Origin of the sequence: uncultured Turicimonas sp., assembly GCF_902477955.1 — a bacterium.
In the GTDB taxonomy this organism is placed as follows: Bacteria; Pseudomonadota; Gammaproteobacteria; order Burkholderiales; family Burkholderiaceae_F; genus Turicimonas.
Genome location: NZ_CABSJB010000050.1, coordinates 1 through 15,148 on the forward strand (window position 1 = coordinate 1; position 15,148 = coordinate 15,148).

9 protein-coding genes and 1 tRNA gene are annotated in these 15,148 nt (G+C 43.2%); 3 read left to right on the forward strand and 7 right to left on the reverse strand.

All coding sequences use genetic code 11. From position 1 onward, the window contains the following. Positions 1 to 62 precede the first annotated feature (62 nt). Positions 63 to 139 (reverse strand) — tRNA-Asp (locus RDK53_RS11130). 322 nt (positions 140 to 461) lie between these two features. On the opposite strand from RDK53_RS11130, the gene RDK53_RS11135 reads away from it, so the two are divergent. Both RDK53_RS11135 and RDK53_RS11140 read left to right on the forward strand, forming a co-directional pair. Continuing rightward, the gene (locus tag RDK53_RS11135) at positions 462 to 2,384 is read left to right on the forward strand and encodes a peptidylprolyl isomerase (protein WP_308514895.1); all 1,923 of its coding nucleotides are present in this window, start codon (positions 462 to 464) and stop codon (positions 2,382 to 2,384) included. 346 nt (positions 2,385 to 2,730) lie between these two features. Next, a complete protein-coding gene (locus RDK53_RS11140) occupies positions 2,731 to 4,170 on the forward strand; it encodes a flavocytochrome c (RefSeq protein WP_308514897.1) in 1,440 nt (479 codons plus the stop codon). Between the two features lie 95 nt (positions 4,171 to 4,265). Here the strand turns inward: RDK53_RS11140 and RDK53_RS11145 are convergent, their stop codons facing one another. The 6 genes from RDK53_RS11145 to leuS are packed head-to-tail and all read right to left on the reverse strand — an operon-like array spanning position 4,266 to position 12,082. Beyond that, entirely contained in the window at positions 4,266 to 5,372 is a 1,107-nt protein-coding gene (locus RDK53_RS11145) for an amidohydrolase (protein ID WP_308514898.1), read from the reverse strand. A gap of 4 nt (positions 5,373 to 5,376) precedes the next feature. Beyond that, on the reverse strand, positions 5,377 to 6,585 hold the full coding sequence (locus RDK53_RS11150) for a class I SAM-dependent RNA methyltransferase (protein WP_308514899.1): 1,209 nt from the start codon (positions 6,583 to 6,585) through the stop codon (positions 5,377 to 5,379). Continuing rightward, a complete protein-coding gene (locus tag RDK53_RS11155) occupies positions 6,582 to 7,871 on the reverse strand; it encodes a glutamate-5-semialdehyde dehydrogenase (protein WP_308514901.1) in 1,290 nt (429 codons plus the stop codon). Before RDK53_RS11155 ends, RDK53_RS11150 begins: the two co-directional genes overlap by 4 nt. Positions 7,872 to 7,873: 2 nt before the next feature. Continuing rightward, positions 7,874 to 8,860: a DNA polymerase III subunit delta gene (gene holA, locus RDK53_RS11160; protein WP_308514903.1), complete on the reverse strand. Its 987-nt coding sequence runs from the start codon at positions 8,858 to 8,860 to the stop codon at positions 7,874 to 7,876. After that, positions 8,853 to 9,392: an LPS assembly lipoprotein LptE gene (gene lptE, locus RDK53_RS11165; RefSeq protein WP_308514905.1), complete on the reverse strand. Its 540-nt coding sequence runs from the start codon at positions 9,390 to 9,392 to the stop codon at positions 8,853 to 8,855. Before lptE ends, holA begins: the two co-directional genes overlap by 8 nt. Before the next feature lie 56 nt (positions 9,393 to 9,448). Further along, positions 9,449 to 12,082: a leucine--tRNA ligase gene (gene leuS, locus RDK53_RS11170; RefSeq protein ID WP_308514907.1), complete on the reverse strand. Its 2,634-nt coding sequence runs from the start codon at positions 12,080 to 12,082 to the stop codon at positions 9,449 to 9,451. 282 nt (positions 12,083 to 12,364) lie between these two features. Between leuS and RDK53_RS11175 the strand changes: the two genes are divergently transcribed. Next, complete coding sequence (locus tag RDK53_RS11175) at positions 12,365 to 14,716, forward strand: UvrD-helicase domain-containing protein (RefSeq protein WP_308514909.1); 2,352 nt, start codon at positions 12,365 to 12,367, stop codon at positions 14,714 to 14,716. Positions 14,717 to 15,148 lie beyond the last annotated feature (432 nt).

Below are 15,148 nucleotides of genomic sequence, written 5' to 3' on the forward strand. Positions count from 1 at the left end.
CATAGGAATTAAAGAACCTCCTAGATTTATCACCTAGGAGGTCCGGAATTCAGGCAAAATTTTGGCGGAGTGGACGGGACTCGAACCCGCGACCCTCGGCGTGACAGGCCGATATTCTAACCAACTGAACTACCACTCCTCTCTGTCGAAAAGAATTCTTGTTTGCTTCGTTTCGCGAGAGAAGCGCATTGTACAGGCTTTTCGAAATCATGCAAGTTAAATTTCAAAAACAATTCTAAATTTTTTTGTTTTTCAAAAAAATATTGAATTTTCAAATGGTTGTTGTGCATTGGAAAAGTTATTCAAAAAGTAACAAAGAAAAGGACTGCTCACAAATGCAATATGAGTCACTCAACGCTTTCTAAAATCGACATTTTTCGATGTGGGCTCGTGGTTAATAATCGCAAAATAGAGGATAATCAAAAGAATTTTTTAAACGTACCTGAAAGGAAGAGGACTAGATGTTCCAATCTTTTAGAAATCAAAAAAGATGGTTGATGCTCTTAGCGATGATTCTTATCATCCCGGCGTTTGTATTTATTGGTATTAACGGATACAGCCGTCTGAATCCTGACGCAAACGCAATCGCTAAAGTTGACGGCAAAGGGATCCAGCCTGAAGAATTTGATGCTGCTAAGCGCAATCATATTGAAAGAATCCGAGTCCAACAGGGTGGATCGGTGGATTCTTCATTGTTTGACACTCCGGAAGCAAATGCTGCAATTCTTTATAACTTAACGACCGAAAAAGCAGTTAACGCTTTGCTCCAACATCATTACATCAATATTTCTGAACAAGAAGCTATTAACTTTATTAAAAATGCTAAAGCTTTCCAGAAAGATGGGAAATTCAGCCCTGAACTTTACCAAAATTATTTAGCAGCAACTGGCAAAAGCGACGAACAATTCGTTTACGAATTAAGAAGAGATTTGGCCAAAGACCTCGTTATTAATGCTGTTTCAAGAACTGTAATCGTTCCTGCTAAAACTGCCGAGTTCTTAAATGCAGCTTTGCGGGAAGAAAGAGAGGTCAGAACTTTAGTCTTCTCCCCGGATGCTTATAGAAAGGACGTTAAGATTACTAAAGAGCAGATTCAGAAGTTCTATGACGATAACAAAGAAATGTTCCGAGTCCCGCAAACTTTGGACATTGAATACGTAGTGTTCTCCCCGGAAACTATCAAGGTTCAAGATAAGCCGTCACAAGAAGTCCTTAAACAATATTACGAACAGAATAAGAGCAAGTTCAGCCAGGAAGAAACCCGCCGTGCTTCTCATATTTTGATTGTTGCTGACGAAAATGAAAAAGATGCAGCTAAGGCAGATGCAGAAGCTAAGGCTAAAGCGGAAAAACTCTATGCTGAAGTTAAAGCAAATCCTGCTTCCTTTGCTGAAGTAGCAAAAGAAAATTCTGCTGATCCGGGAAGCGCTCGAAACGGTGGTGATTTAGACTTCTTCAGTAAAGGTATGATGGTTCCTGAATTTGAAAATGCAGTATTCTCCGCAAAGAAGGGCGACATCGTCGGACCGGTTAAATCTGAATTCGGTTACCACATCATTGAAGTGACAGACGTTCGTCCTGCCTCTATTAAGCCGTTCGAGGAGGTTGAACCTGAAATTTTGACTACCTGGCAAAATCAGCAGAGACATAATGTGTTCGCTGAAAATGCCGATACGTTCTCTAATATGGTTTACGAACAGAGCGAATCTTTGCAGCCCGTAGTTGAAAAGTTTGGCTTAAGTCTACATAAGGCTCCCGGACTGACGGAAAACGGTTTCCTGGATCCTTCCTTAAATACTCCAGATATTAATAAGAGAGTAATTGCTGAACTCTTCCAGCCGGATTCAATTGCAGATAAGAGAAATATTTCTGCAGTAGAAATCAACAGTAATACAATCGTCTCCGCGAGAGTTGTTAAAGAAAATCCTGAGCATATTCGTTCTCTGAGCGAAGTCAAGAATGAAATCAAAGATTCTCTTGAACTCTCCGCTGCAACCGAATTAGCACGTCAAGCCGGCGAAGAAAAATTAAAAGAACTCCAAAACAAATCCAATCTCGCAGGCTTTGGAAAAACTATTACGGTATCCCGAGTCAATTCTTTGGGTCAGTCTCAGGATTTGATTTCGGCAGAGATGGCTATTCCCGTTAAGAATCTTCCTGCTTATACGGGTGCAATGAACCACGAAGATTACGTTATCTCTTATGTCGAATCTAGTAAGAGCGCTCCTAAGGATGACCAAGACTTTCAAAGAATCAAAGAAGAGTTAGCTCAAGCCGACTCTATGGGTGAAGAACTTGCTTACTATGATGCTTTGAAGAAACTCTACACATTAGAAATTCTAAAACCTGAGTATGATTACAAGCTTCCTACCGTGCTGAAATAATTAACTCTATCGTTTTACACAGTCCTCCTTAACCGGAGGATTTTTTTTTCTGAGTTGTATTTGATCTCCCAGCAGAGGTACCTAAAAAGTGTGGTAAAAAACATACTCTAAAAATGGATTTTTTCTAAGAAATAATGCGATTAGAGAAACGCAAAGAAAAAATAAAACATATTGATTTTTAAGGATAAAAATTTAATAAATTGTTATCCCTCCGTATTTTTCCCAAAGATTTAACCCTATAAGAAAATTGCAAAAATAATATAATTTTTAACAGTCAGTGCTCAGCTGACAAAGCTAGTGATTAAGCAACTAATTGCTAAATAGTACAAATTTAAGGAGAACTCCAATGAAAAAAATTCTCGTAGCATCACTTGTTTCTGCTGTGTTTGCTGTTCCTGCATTGGCAGCAGATAAAGCCGATGTCATCGTAGTCGGCGCTGGTGGTGCTGGTCTCTCCGCAGCTGTTACTGCTCATGATTTAGGCAAGAAAGTCATCGTTTTGGAAAAGATGGCTTACTTGGGAGGTAACACCAATCGTGCAGCTGGCGGATTGAACGCCGCAGAATCTCAGCCTCAAGCCAAGGCAGGTATCAAGGACAGTAAAGAATCTCACTACAACGACACAATGAAGGGCGGCAAGTACTTGAACAACCCTGATTTGGTCCACACTCTTACAGATCACGCTGCTGAGTCTGTTGACTTCATTAACGGCTTGGGTGGTGACTTGACAGACGTCGGTATGATGGCGGGTGCTTCCCAGAAGCGCTCTCACCGTCCGACAGGCGGTGGTTTCGTTGGTGCTAACGTTGTTAAAACTTTAGCTCAGGCTTCTAAGGACCGCGGTATTGATGTACGCACAATGGCTAAGGCTGATGAACTCATCGTTAAAGACGGTAAGGTTGTCGGTGTTAAGTACACAAAGGGCAAAAAACAGTATGAAGTCATGGCTCCTGCAGTTGTTTTGGCTGCCGGTGGCTTCTCTGCCAACCAGGATATGGTTGTTAAGTTGAATCCGAAGCTTAAAGGCTTTGCTACAACCAACCACACTGGCGCAACTGGCGACGGTATCACCTTAGGTGAAAAGGCTGGTGCTGCTACTGTTGACATGAAGCAGATTCAAACTCACCCGACAGTTGTTCCGGGCAAAGGCGAAATGATTACTGAAGCTGTTCGCGGCAACGGTGCTATCCTCGTTAACAAAGACGGCAAGCGCTTCATCAATGAACTTCAGACTCGCGACGTAGTTTCCGCTGCTGAACTCGCTCAAAAAGATAAAGTCGGCTTCCTCTTATTCGATAACGATGTTAGAAAGAGCCTTAAGGCCATCGAAACTTACATCAAGGGCGGTATGGTTACTGAAGGAAAAGATCTTCACGAACTCGCTCAGAAGATTGGCGTCGATGGAAAACAGCTCCAGGCAACTGTAGATAAATACACTAAGGATCAGAAGGCTGGCAAAGATTCAGAATTCGGCCGTGCTGATATGCCAAGACCTCTTACTCAAGCCCCGTACTATGCAGTAATGGTTACACCTGCTGTTCACCATACAATGGGCGGTTTGAGAATTAACTCTCAGGCTCAGGTTCTTGACACTAAGGGTCACGTCATTCCTGGTCTCTTCGCTGCCGGTGAAGTTACAGGCGGTGTCCACGGTGCAAACCGTTTAGGCGGCAACGCTATGGCTGATATCGTTACATTCGGTAGAATCGCCGGACGTAATGCCTCCCAACAGCCGACAGGAGTTATTATTCCTCGCGGTGAAGCTCCAAAAGCAGCTGCTAAGTAATAAGATCATCAGGTAAAAATAGAGGCCGAGTATTCGGCCTCTTGTCCTTCGAGAAATTCAAAAGCGCCTCAAGGGCGCTTTTTTCAACGGTGGAATTAACCTACTTGATTAAGAACCATCTTTTCTAATACTGCAACACCGTTGCGTAATGATTCAGGGTTCATAGTCATCTTCGGATCGTGAAGGCCCGGAGTGACGCCTGTACCTACGCCGATGTAAGCGGTACGAATAGAAGGTTTCTTCTGAACGAAATAGTGGAAATCTTCTCCGCCGCCTCCGCAGTCTTTGGCTAACTTGTCATCGCCCAAGACTTCTTTAATAATACCTGCGGTTTCAGCAACCAATCCTTCATCGTACTCAGCTGCAGGGATGATTCCGCCGGGGAAATTAACGGTAGCTTCAACGCCGACTGCTTCAGCGGCATTAAGGATAGCTCTCTTAATTTTGTCCAACATTTCTTTCATTGTCGGATTATCTTGAGCACGGCAGTCTAAGATCATCTTGCCATGGTCCGGAATGATGTTGGAGGCAGAACCGCAGCAGTTGATTGCTGTTACCTTGGCAGACCAAACTTTGCCCGGGTTCATCCAAATAGCATTGACTGCGTTAGTTGCTAAAACAGCTGCTTCAACAACGCTGCATCCCAAATGGGGACGAGCAGCATGACAAGTTTTGCCCTTTAATTCAACTTCAAGGAAAGTACTGGAAGTGTGGCGAACGGCAGCGCAAACTGTTCCGTCAGGAATATCTTGAATCGGGCGAACGTGAGCGCCGAAAGCTACGTCAACGTCGTCGAGTACGCCGTCTTCGATAGATCTTACTGCACCAAGCAATGTCTCTTCAGCCGGCTGGAAGAAGAGTTTTACGCGTCCTTTCTTGACATTACCGACTAACTTAGCAGCTAAAGCAAGAAGCATAGCGGTATGAGAATCGTGACCGCATGCATGAATGGAGCATGGTTTGTTGTCGATTACGAATGGAAGGGCATCCATGTCGGCTCTTACCATGACTGTAGGACCAGGTTCAGTTCCGTCAATATAGGCGACGACACCGGTTCCGCCAATTCCTGTCTGCGGGTTAAGACCAAGCTCTTTGAGCTTATTAACAACATATTTTGAAGTTTTTTCTTCATGGAATCCCAATTCCGGCATTTCATGAAGCTCAGTTCTCATTTGTACTACATCGAAGTCTTTTTCAGACATATTCTTATTCCTTTGGTGATGAGGTTTTCACTGCCTTCGACTCTCTGCGGTTGGAACCGGGAATCATCAAAAAGCGGAAGAATCTGCATTCCAGCGGACCGTTAAAGATCACTATCTTTCTAGATTCCTGCAATCTCATTTGACGAGGTAAGTTCAGATCGCTGGTAAGCATCCAAACAACCCAGTTCTCAAAATTATGCTTGAGGTTGTCAGCAACGTTTTTCATCATGGAAGCAACGGAAGCAGACTTCGGATTTGATTGTTCACCGTAAGGAGGGTTTGCAATTATGACTCCGGGCGTCTCCGATGTTGGTCGTGCCTCTCTTGCATCGCATGGGAAAAACTTAATTTTACGCTCAATCAATAGCTTTGTTAATCCGGCTAACTGGGCATTCTTACTGGCTTTCTCTATGATCTGAGTAGAAATATCGCTGCCTGCAAGATTAATATCGACGTTCCAATTGATGGCGGCTCTTGCTTCAGTTTTAAGGGCTTGCCAGACTTCAGAATTAAAGAATTTAAATTTTTCAAATCCGAATCTTCTTGTGATGCCCGGAGCCATATTGATTGCGATTGTGGCCGCTTCAATAATAATCGTTCCTGATCCGCAGAAGGGATCATATAAGGGCTGAGAAGGCTCCCAACCGGAAAGTCCGATCAATCCTGCGGCCAGGTTTTCTTTCAGCGGTGCTTCTCCTTTATCCCGTCTCCAACCTCTCTTGAACAAGGACTCACCGGAGGTGTCAAGATAGAGGGTGACTTTTTGGTTGTCTACAAAAACGAAAATCTGGATATCCGGGTTGTGTTTTTCAACGTCCGGGCGAGCTCCTGATCTTTCGCGGAAACGGTCGCAAACGGCATCCTTAACCCTTAAAGTTAGGAAGTTTATGCTCTTGAGAGGGCAATTCTTGGCTGACAGAGAAATCTTGATGGACTGTTTTTCCGTAAAGTAATTTTCCCAAGGAATGGAGAAGGTGAACTTGTAGATGTCGTCTTCCGTTCTGTAGTTTCTCTCGCCTACCTCCAGAAGAATACGTGAAGCATATCTCGTCCAAAGATTTGCCTTCATCATTCCCAGCGTTGTTGTTGTGAAGAAGCAGCCGGCCTTTTTTGACTTGAATTCAGTAATGCCCAACTGTTTAAGCTCTTCTTCGAAGAGACTTTCTAAAGAAAGAGGTACTACGGCGTAGTATTTGTTTAGCTTTTCGCTCATTTTCTTAATTCCCCGTGTCCAATTACGATGTACTTAAGGCTGGTCAGTCCCTCCAGACCAACGGGGCCTCTAGCATGTAACTTATCGTTGGAAATGCCGATTTCTGCTCCTAGGCCATATTCAAAGCCGTCTGCAAATCTGGTGGAGGTGTTGAGCATGACGGAAGAGGAATCGACTTCTCTAAGAAATTTTTGACTAGATACCAAATTGTTAGTGATGATGGCATCCGTGTGTTTAGATCCGTATTGATTAATGTGCTCTATCGCTTTATCCACACTGGAGACTATTTTTATAGAAAGAATAGGTGCGTTATATTCTGTTGACCAATCTTCTTCGGATGCAGTTTTGATGTCATCGAACCCTGCGTCCGTCAGAATTTTTCTTGATTCTGGATCGCAGCGGAGCTCCACTCCTTTCTCTAAATAAGTAGAGGCCATTTTTGGAAGAAAGATGGCTGCGATATTTTTATTCACAAGAAGAGTTTCCATAGCGTTGCATGGAGAAAATCTCTGTGTCTTTGCATTGTCACACACTTTCCAAGCGAGTTCCAAATCCGCACTCATATCAACATAGGTATGGCAGATGCCGTCCAAGTGTTTGATCATCGGAACGGTGGCTTCTTCCATAAGTCTTGAAATTAAGCTCTTTCCGCCTCTGGGCACAATTACATCTACGTATTTTCTGGCTGTGATAAGAGCACCGACCAATTCTCTATCCGGATTAGTGATAACTTGAACTGATTCTTCGGGAAGATAGTTAAGTCTCAAAGCTTCTTGGATGCATTCGCCAAGGACTTGGTTAGAGCATCGGGCATCGGAGCCTCCACGCAAGATGACGGCATTTCCGCTTTTCAAACATAAAGCCGCGGCATCAATCGTTACATTCGGACGAGATTCGTAGATGATTCCGATTACTCCGAGGGGGACTCTCATCCTTCCGACTTGGATGCCGGAGGGCTGAGGCTTCATCTCTAAGATTTCCCCAATCGGGTCGTTGAGTCCTGCTATTTGTTTTAAGCCAATGCACATTTGGTTTAAAACTTTCTCTGAAATCGTTAATCTGTCAAGAAATGCTTCGGACAATCCTTTCTCTTTACCCGCTATTAAATCTTTTTCATTTGCGAGATAGATTTTCTCAGCATTTTTTAAAAGCAAATCAGCAAGAGTATTTAGAGTGTTGTTTTTTACTTGGGCAGGAGTTTTAGCCAGAATGGTGGCTGCTTTTCGTGCCTTTTCCCCAAGATTTTTCATGTATTCAGCATTTTGTGCGCTAATGGTAGAGGACATAATTATTTCCTGCTAATACAAAGTAAAAGAGCTGCGGCTTTTAATTCTTGCCATGGATCTCCTTGCGATTGTGAAACCTTAAAGCCTTTGGACATTTTTTCTACATTGTTGTAGCGATATACCACTTTTTCCAAAAGAGCCAAAGGCACACGGCGAGCAAGGTTTGCAAGCATCGTTTTGCGAGAAGGCAAGCCTCTTATAGAAGAAGGAGAGCCTCCTTGATTTAATAAAATCAGATTTCTAATATCATCATTCAAAAGCCAAAGGAAGGAGGGGATGCTTACGTTTTCTCCTTTAAGACCATCAATGATTTTTGAAATTCGTTGAACGTTACCTTCAAGAATTGAATCAGCCAAATCCTGAGGATTGAATCGAGAAACATCTGAAACCGCTTCTAAAAGGTCTTTCAGTTCGATATTTCCCGGAGGACAAAGAAGGGCAAGTTTGTTGATTTCCTGAGCACAAGCCAGTAAATTGCCTTCGGTAGAGGCGGCTAAGAATTGCGCAGCCTCTTCAGAAAGATTTTGCCCGTTTATCGAAGCTCTTTTTCTAATCCACCCTGGTAGTTGCTGTCTGGAAACTAGTCCGGCGTTAATAATGGCCGCAGACGAAGAGATTTTTTTAAACCAGGCTTTTTTTTGATATTCATATAAGGCGCCGGGCAGAGAAATCACCGCAATTAGACCATCACCGACTGCTTCGGCTAAAGCGGCCAGGGCTTCGGGGCCTTTTTTTAAACCCGGATTTCCCGTGGTCAGCCTGATTTCAATGAGCTTTTTCTCTCCGAAAAGGGACATATCGCCCATCGATTGAAGAAGAGGAGAATAATCCGACGTTCCGTCAAAATTAAAGCTGACTCTTTCAGTAAAACCTTGTTTTCTAGCTTCAGCTCTTATTTGGTCCAAGGACTCAATAGCAATGAGATCCTCTTCTCCGACAATGATAGTTAGAGGATTGAGTCTAACGGAGGTTCCTGCAAAATTAGCCATCGACTTTCTTAGCTTGTTGCACCTGTTCCGGCGTGAGATGAGAGAGTCGGTTAACAATTAAATGGATGATGTTCGTTTCCATTTCTTGATATAGAAGCTGTTCTTCCTGGGCACGGCCGTTGTAATCGCGTTCGTCCCATGTCATTTCTCTGGAAGTAGAGACTGTAGTTGGAGGAATAACTTCGGCTCCGTTTTGCAAAGTAACGGTAAAACGGGCTGATAAGATTAAGCTGTATATTCTGGCCTGACCTTCGGAGTTATAAGCCAAAATAGAAGATCCACGGTTCAAAGAGATGAGTTTAAATATGGCTTCGGCTTTTTCTTTATCTTCGACAATTTCTATGTCCGTACGGGCGCGGAGATTTCGCTTGATCATGGCTCCGATTGCAGAGTTCGGCCCTAAATCAATGCACATGCTCTCGAGAGGTACTTCTTGAATTCCTCTTAGATGCCATCCGCATCCGCTTAGCAGCAGGGCAGAGAATGCGACAAAGGAACGTCTGGACAATTCGCCGGTATTTTTAAAACTCATGGGTTTTTCACTTTGGAAAAGAGGCAGGAAGAAGCTTCCTGCCTCCGGTTTATCAACTAAACAACAATGTTAACAAGTTTCTTCGGAACCACGATAATCTTTCTCGGTTCCTTGCCGTCGATGAAGCGGACAGCATCCGGATTTGCCAGCGCTGCTTTCTTAATGTCCTCAGTGCCGGCGTCAACAGGAACAGTGAATTGACCTCTTAACTTGCCGTTGATCTGGATCATGTACTTGATTTCGTCAGAAACCAAAGCGGAATTGTCCACTTCAGGCCATGCGGCATCCAAAATGGATGTGCCGGTTCTTTCTTCGTAACCCAAATCTTCAAATAATTGAGCGCAAATATGAGGCGCAATCGGATAAAGGGTACGAAGCAGAATGGAAAAGCCTTCATTGATAACGGCTTTTGTTCCTTGTTGATCCTTGTTTTTCAAGGTATCCAAAGAGTTCAGCATCTTCATTGCGGCAGAAACAACGGTGTTGTACTGCATGCGGTCCAAGTCATAAGTGGCTTGTTTGAGAGCTGTGTAAATTTCTTTTCTGACTTCTTTATCTTCATGAGACAAAGGAGCGCCAACAACCTGAACGTTTTCGCGGATAATGTCCTGGTTCTTGAAGCCAAAAGCCCATAAGCGCTTCAGGAAGCGGAAGGTACCTTCTGCTCCGGAATCGCTCCAGGCAGCGCTCTGGTCGGGTGGTCCGGCGAACATAACGAAAGCACGGGCGGTATCGGCACCGAATTTGCCGATAATCGCAGACGGCTCAACAACGTTATTCTTGGATTTAGACATCTTTTCAATGCCGCCGCTCTTGACCGGAAGTCCGTCTTCCTTGCAAGTAATGCTAACCGGTTTGCCCTTAGCATCGTATTCAATATTCAATTCGCTCGGATAGAACCAGCGTTTTCCGCCGTCAGGCAGTTCTCGGTAATAGCATTCTGCGGTAAGCATGCCTTGAGTAAAGAGGCGTTTGAACGGTTCGTCAAAGTTAACCAAGCCCAGGTCACGCATTACTTTGGTCCAGAAACGTGCATAGAGCAAATGGAGCACCGCATGCTCAATACCGCCGATATACTGATCCATTGGCACCCAGTAATCATTGCGCTTGTCAACCATGGCTGTATCACAATCAGGAGAGCAATAGCGCATGTAGTACCAGCTGGAGTCTACGAAGGTATCCATGGTATCGGTTTCTCTCTTAGCAGGAGCACCGCATTTCGGACACTTGCAATTCAAGAAAGCTTCGTCTTTATTGAGAGGATTGCCGGAGCCGTCCGGAATCAAGTTTTCGGGCAGTATTACCGGAAGGTCTTCTTCAGGGACCGGAACAGGGCCGCAGTGAGGACAGTGAACGATAGGAATCGGTGTGCCCCAATATCTCTGACGGGAGATGCCCCAGTCACGCAAACGGTATTGAACTTGGAGGTAGCCGAGATCAAGTGCTTTTAGATCAGCTGCTACGGCTTCACGGGCTTCTTCGAAATTCAGGCCGTTATATTTGCCGGAATTTACGCAGAAAATATTTTCTTTATCTGCATACCAATCATGCCATTGGGTTTTGTCAAATTCATGACCTTCTTTACCGATCACTTGTTCGATAGGCAGACCGTACTTGAGGGCAAATGCGAAATCTCTTTCATCGTGAGCCGGTACGCCCATGACAGCGCCTTCACCGTAAGACATAAGCACATAGTTGCCCACCCACACTTCAACATCTTTACCGGTAAGAGGATGTTTAACATAGAAGCCGGTCGGAATGCCTTTCTTTTCCATTGTGGCGATATCGGCTTCTGAAACAGAACCTTTTTGGCATTCTTTGACAAAGGCATCGACAGTCGGATTATCTTTAGCCAGGCGCAGTGCAAGAGGATGTTCTGCCGCAACTGCCACAAAAGTCACACCCATAATTGTGTCGGGTCTTGTTGTATAGACTTTGAGAACTTTTTTCTCGCCGTCCAACTCATATGGGAAGCTGCAATTTACACCGTAAGATTTGCCGATCCAGTGTTCTTGCATGCGGCGCACCTGTTCGGGCCAGCCGTCAAGAAGCTTTAAATCTTCCAAGAGTTCTTCAGCGTACTGCGTGATGCCTAAGTAATACCCAGGAATTTCTCTTTTTTCTACGGGAGCTCCGCTGCGCCAGCCCTTACCGTCAATTACCTGTTCATTTGCAAGGACGGTGTGATCAACCGGGTCCCAGTTGACGATCTGAGTCTTGCGGTAAGCAATGCCTTTTTCAAGCATTTTTAAGAACATCCACTGATTCCAGCGGTAGTAATCCGGTTTGCAAGTTGTGACTTCGCGAGACCAGTCAAAAGCTAAGCCTAATGGTTCCATTTGGCTTTTCATATCGGCGATGTTTTGATAGGTCCACTCAGCCGGAGCAACGTTCTTATTGATAGCAGCATTTTCTGCAGGCAAACCGAAGGAATCCCATCCCATCGGAGTCATGACATTCATACCTTTCATGCGAAGGTATCTGTACATAACGTCATTGAGAGTGTAATTTCTGACATGCCCCATATGAAGCTTTCCGCTCGGGTATGGAAGCATTGAACAGACATAGAACTTGGGTTTTTCTTTCCCGTTGGCATCTAAAGCGTGTTCTACCGCGCGGTAGACATCTTTGGCGCGCCAGTGGGCTTGTTGAGTGGTCTCAACTTCTGACGGTTCGTAAGTTTCGCGCATTTCTTCTTCGATTGAATGATCTATTTGAAAATCCTTTAATTATAAGGTTGGTTGTCCTTCTATTTTTTTACTCTTTGTGGTCAATTAATGTATTTCTATGCGTTAATTAGCAGGATTTTGAGCTTTGTTAAGAAAAAACTTTTATTATCAATTGGTTGAAAACGAAAATACAAAAAGGTTCTTTTCTGCAGTGAATCACAAACTCCAAATCTTTTAACCAAATAGGTGGTACGAACTAGGAATTCTCATTAGACTTCACTTCCTCAAAAAAAGGAAGAAATGATGTCTAGTGATTTAATAGCAAATTTAAATGAGCAGCAAAAGGCCGCTGTTACTTTGCCGGAGGTGTCCTCTCTTATTCTTGCCGGGGCAGGTTCCGGTAAGACTAGCGTTTTGATTTCAAGAATTGCTTTCCTCTTGGAACACAGGCTTTGTACTCCTGCTGAGTTATTTGCTGTTACCTTCACAAATAAAGCGGCACGTGAAATGATGACCCGTCTTCAAGCAAAGATGCCTCTAAACACTCGAGCGATGTGGGTAGGTACCTTCCACGGTCTATGCAATCGAATGCTGAGACTTCATCATGAGGCCGCCGGCTTACCGGCCGCATTTGCCATCTTGGACATGAGCGATCAGCTTGGGGCTATCAAGAGGATTATGAAGGCCAACAACATTAATGAAGAAGTTCTTCCTGCCCGAAAGATTCAAAACTATATCAATAAGCAAAAAGAAGAAGGAATTCGAGCCAAGGATATTAAACCTTACGGCTTCGGCGAAAGAGACTTGCTTAGAGTCTATGAAATTTACGAAAAAGTCATTAACAGAGAAGGGGCCGTTGATTTCGGAGAGCTTATCCTCCGCACTTACGAAATGCTGCTGAACAACGAACCGATTCGTCAGCATTACCAAGACAGATTTAAATTTATTTTGGTTGACGAGTTTCAAGATACCAATAAGCTTCAGTACAAATTTCTCAAACTGTTGGCCGGTCACGGAGAAGAGGGCAGAAAACCTAACGCCGTGTTCGCTGTGGGTGACGATGACCAGTCTATTTATGCTTTCCGCGGTGCTAACGTCGGCAATATGAAGGACTTCATCAGAGATTTTGCCATTGGGGAGCCAATCCGTTTGGAACAAAACTACCGCTCTCAAGGCAATATTTTAGATGCAGCTAACTATTTGATTTCGAATAATAGTGATCGTCTTGGTAAGAATCTCTGGACACAATCGGGGAAAGGGGATCTTATTCGTGTTTTCAAGGCCGGAGATGAGGCTGAAGAAGCAGCTTTTGTGGTTGACAACATCAAAGACTTTGTTAGAAACGGCGAGGATCTTCGTGAGATTGCCATTCTTTACCGCTCTAATGCTCAGTCTCGTGCTCTCGAAACTGAGTTGACCAGACGCGGGGTGAAATACACCGTTTACGGCGGCTTACGGTTCTTTGATCGTGCTGAAATTAAGAACGCCCTTGCATATTTAAGACTGGCGGAAAACACCGCAGACGATTCAGCTTTTATGAGAGTGGTGAATTTACCGGCAAGAGGCATCGGTGCAAAGACAGTCGAAAATCTCATTGATTTGGCTCGAGACAACCAGATTTCATTATTTGAAGCAACTCAGTTGCTTTCCGGTGCAGCGGCAAATAAGGTAAGAGTTTTCACAGACATTATCAACGACATCCGTTCAAAGAGATTCTCTCTTCCTTTGACGGCACTTATTAATTACACCGTACAAAGAAGCGGTCTCAAAGCACTTTATGAAGCAGATGAAAACGGAGCTGAACGCTTAGAGAACTTGGAAGAATTAACTTCATCTGCCGCTGCTTTTCTGAGTCAAGAAGGATTTGAAGATGACTCCAAGGAAAACGTGGATAACTTAAGTCCGCTGACTTTGTTCCTTTCTCAAGCCACGCTGGAAGCCGGTGACAACCAAGCAAAAGCAGGTGAGGAAGCTGTGCAGTTGATGACCATCCATGCTTCCAAAGGTCTGGAGTTTAACAATGTGTTTATTACCGGATTGGAGAACGGACTGTTCCCGCATGATAAGTGTCTAGCAGAACCAAAAGAGCTTCAAGAAGAAAGAAGATTGATGTATGTGGCCATCACCCGCGCACGCAAAAAGCTGTATTTGACTTATGCGGCTCAGAGACTTCTTCACGGTATGCCCCGCTATAACGTTAAGAGTTCTTTTTTAGACGAGCTTCCTGCAGATGCTCTGAAGTGGCTCACTCCGAAAGAAGATTCTGACTCTTATTCGTCCTTCGGCAGCGGCAGAAGCGGCGGGGGATACTATGGCTCTTATAACAGTAAAAATTCCTGGTCAGAAGATAAGGGAAATAGTTATTCAGGTTATAAGAAAACATATAGAAATAATGAAAATGTACCTGAATGGGCCAAGAATATAGGTATTACTAAAGAAGATAAAAACAAGATTAATAGTATTCGCCAAAGTTCTAAAAACTCAGATGGATATAACATTGGAACTGTTGTTTTTCATGAGAAATTTGGTGAAGGAAAGATCAAAAATATAGAAGGGCAGGGAGAGGATAAGAAGATCGAGGTCTCTTTCAAAACAAATGGAGTTAAAAAACTTCTTTTAGCAATTGCTCAGAAAAAAATGAGAATAGTTAGGTAAGAAATATATTACTTAGTTAACAAGAAATTCTCTTAATAAAAGTTAGGTTTCTATATTAACTTTGCCTTAATCAGTAACCCTTCTTCTTCGTTTCAATTACTAGTTGAAAAGATGAAGAAGGGTTTTCATTTATTTAACTGTTTATCTATCAGAAAATAAATATAAGGAATAGCAGTTTTACTAGGAACTGATAATCAAATAGAAACAAATAGAATAATATTAGCTAACAACTTTAGGTTTTAAATTAATTTTATTAACTAACTAATTGAATAAACATGAAATAATTGGTAAATTATTTAAGAATTTGAGTTATTTTTTATTTTTAGTTAACTTAGATATACAAATTTATTAAATGTTTTTAGATAGATCGGTCTGTAAAAATTTTATAAAAAGTGAATTTATCTTATGCTGTTTTACAATCTCCTCTTGTCC

Coding starts and splice junctions, on each gene's coding strand:
- RDK53_RS11135 (WP_308514895.1), top strand. CDS start 462: ATGTTCCAATCTTTTAGAAATCAAAAAAGATGGTTGATGCTCTTAGCG.
- RDK53_RS11140 (WP_308514897.1), top strand. CDS start 2,731: ATGAAAAAAATTCTCGTAGCATCACTTGTTTCTGCTGTGTTTGCTGTT.
- RDK53_RS11145 (WP_308514898.1), bottom strand. CDS start 5,372: ATGTCTGAAAAAGACTTCGATGTAGTACAAATGAGAACTGAGCTTCAT.
- RDK53_RS11150 (WP_308514899.1), bottom strand. CDS start 6,585: ATGAGCGAAAAGCTAAACAAATACTACGCCGTAGTACCTCTTTCTTTA.
- RDK53_RS11155 (WP_308514901.1), bottom strand. CDS start 7,871: ATGTCCTCTACCATTAGCGCACAAAATGCTGAATACATGAAAAATCTT.
- holA (WP_308514903.1), bottom strand. CDS start 8,860: ATGGCTAATTTTGCAGGAACCTCCGTTAGACTCAATCCTCTAACTATC.
- lptE (WP_308514905.1), bottom strand. CDS start 9,392: ATGAGTTTTAAAAATACCGGCGAATTGTCCAGACGTTCCTTTGTCGCA.
- leuS (WP_308514907.1), bottom strand. CDS start 12,082: ATGCGCGAAACTTACGAACCGTCAGAAGTTGAGACCACTCAACAAGCC.
- RDK53_RS11175 (WP_308514909.1), top strand. CDS start 12,365: ATGTCTAGTGATTTAATAGCAAATTTAAATGAGCAGCAAAAGGCCGCT.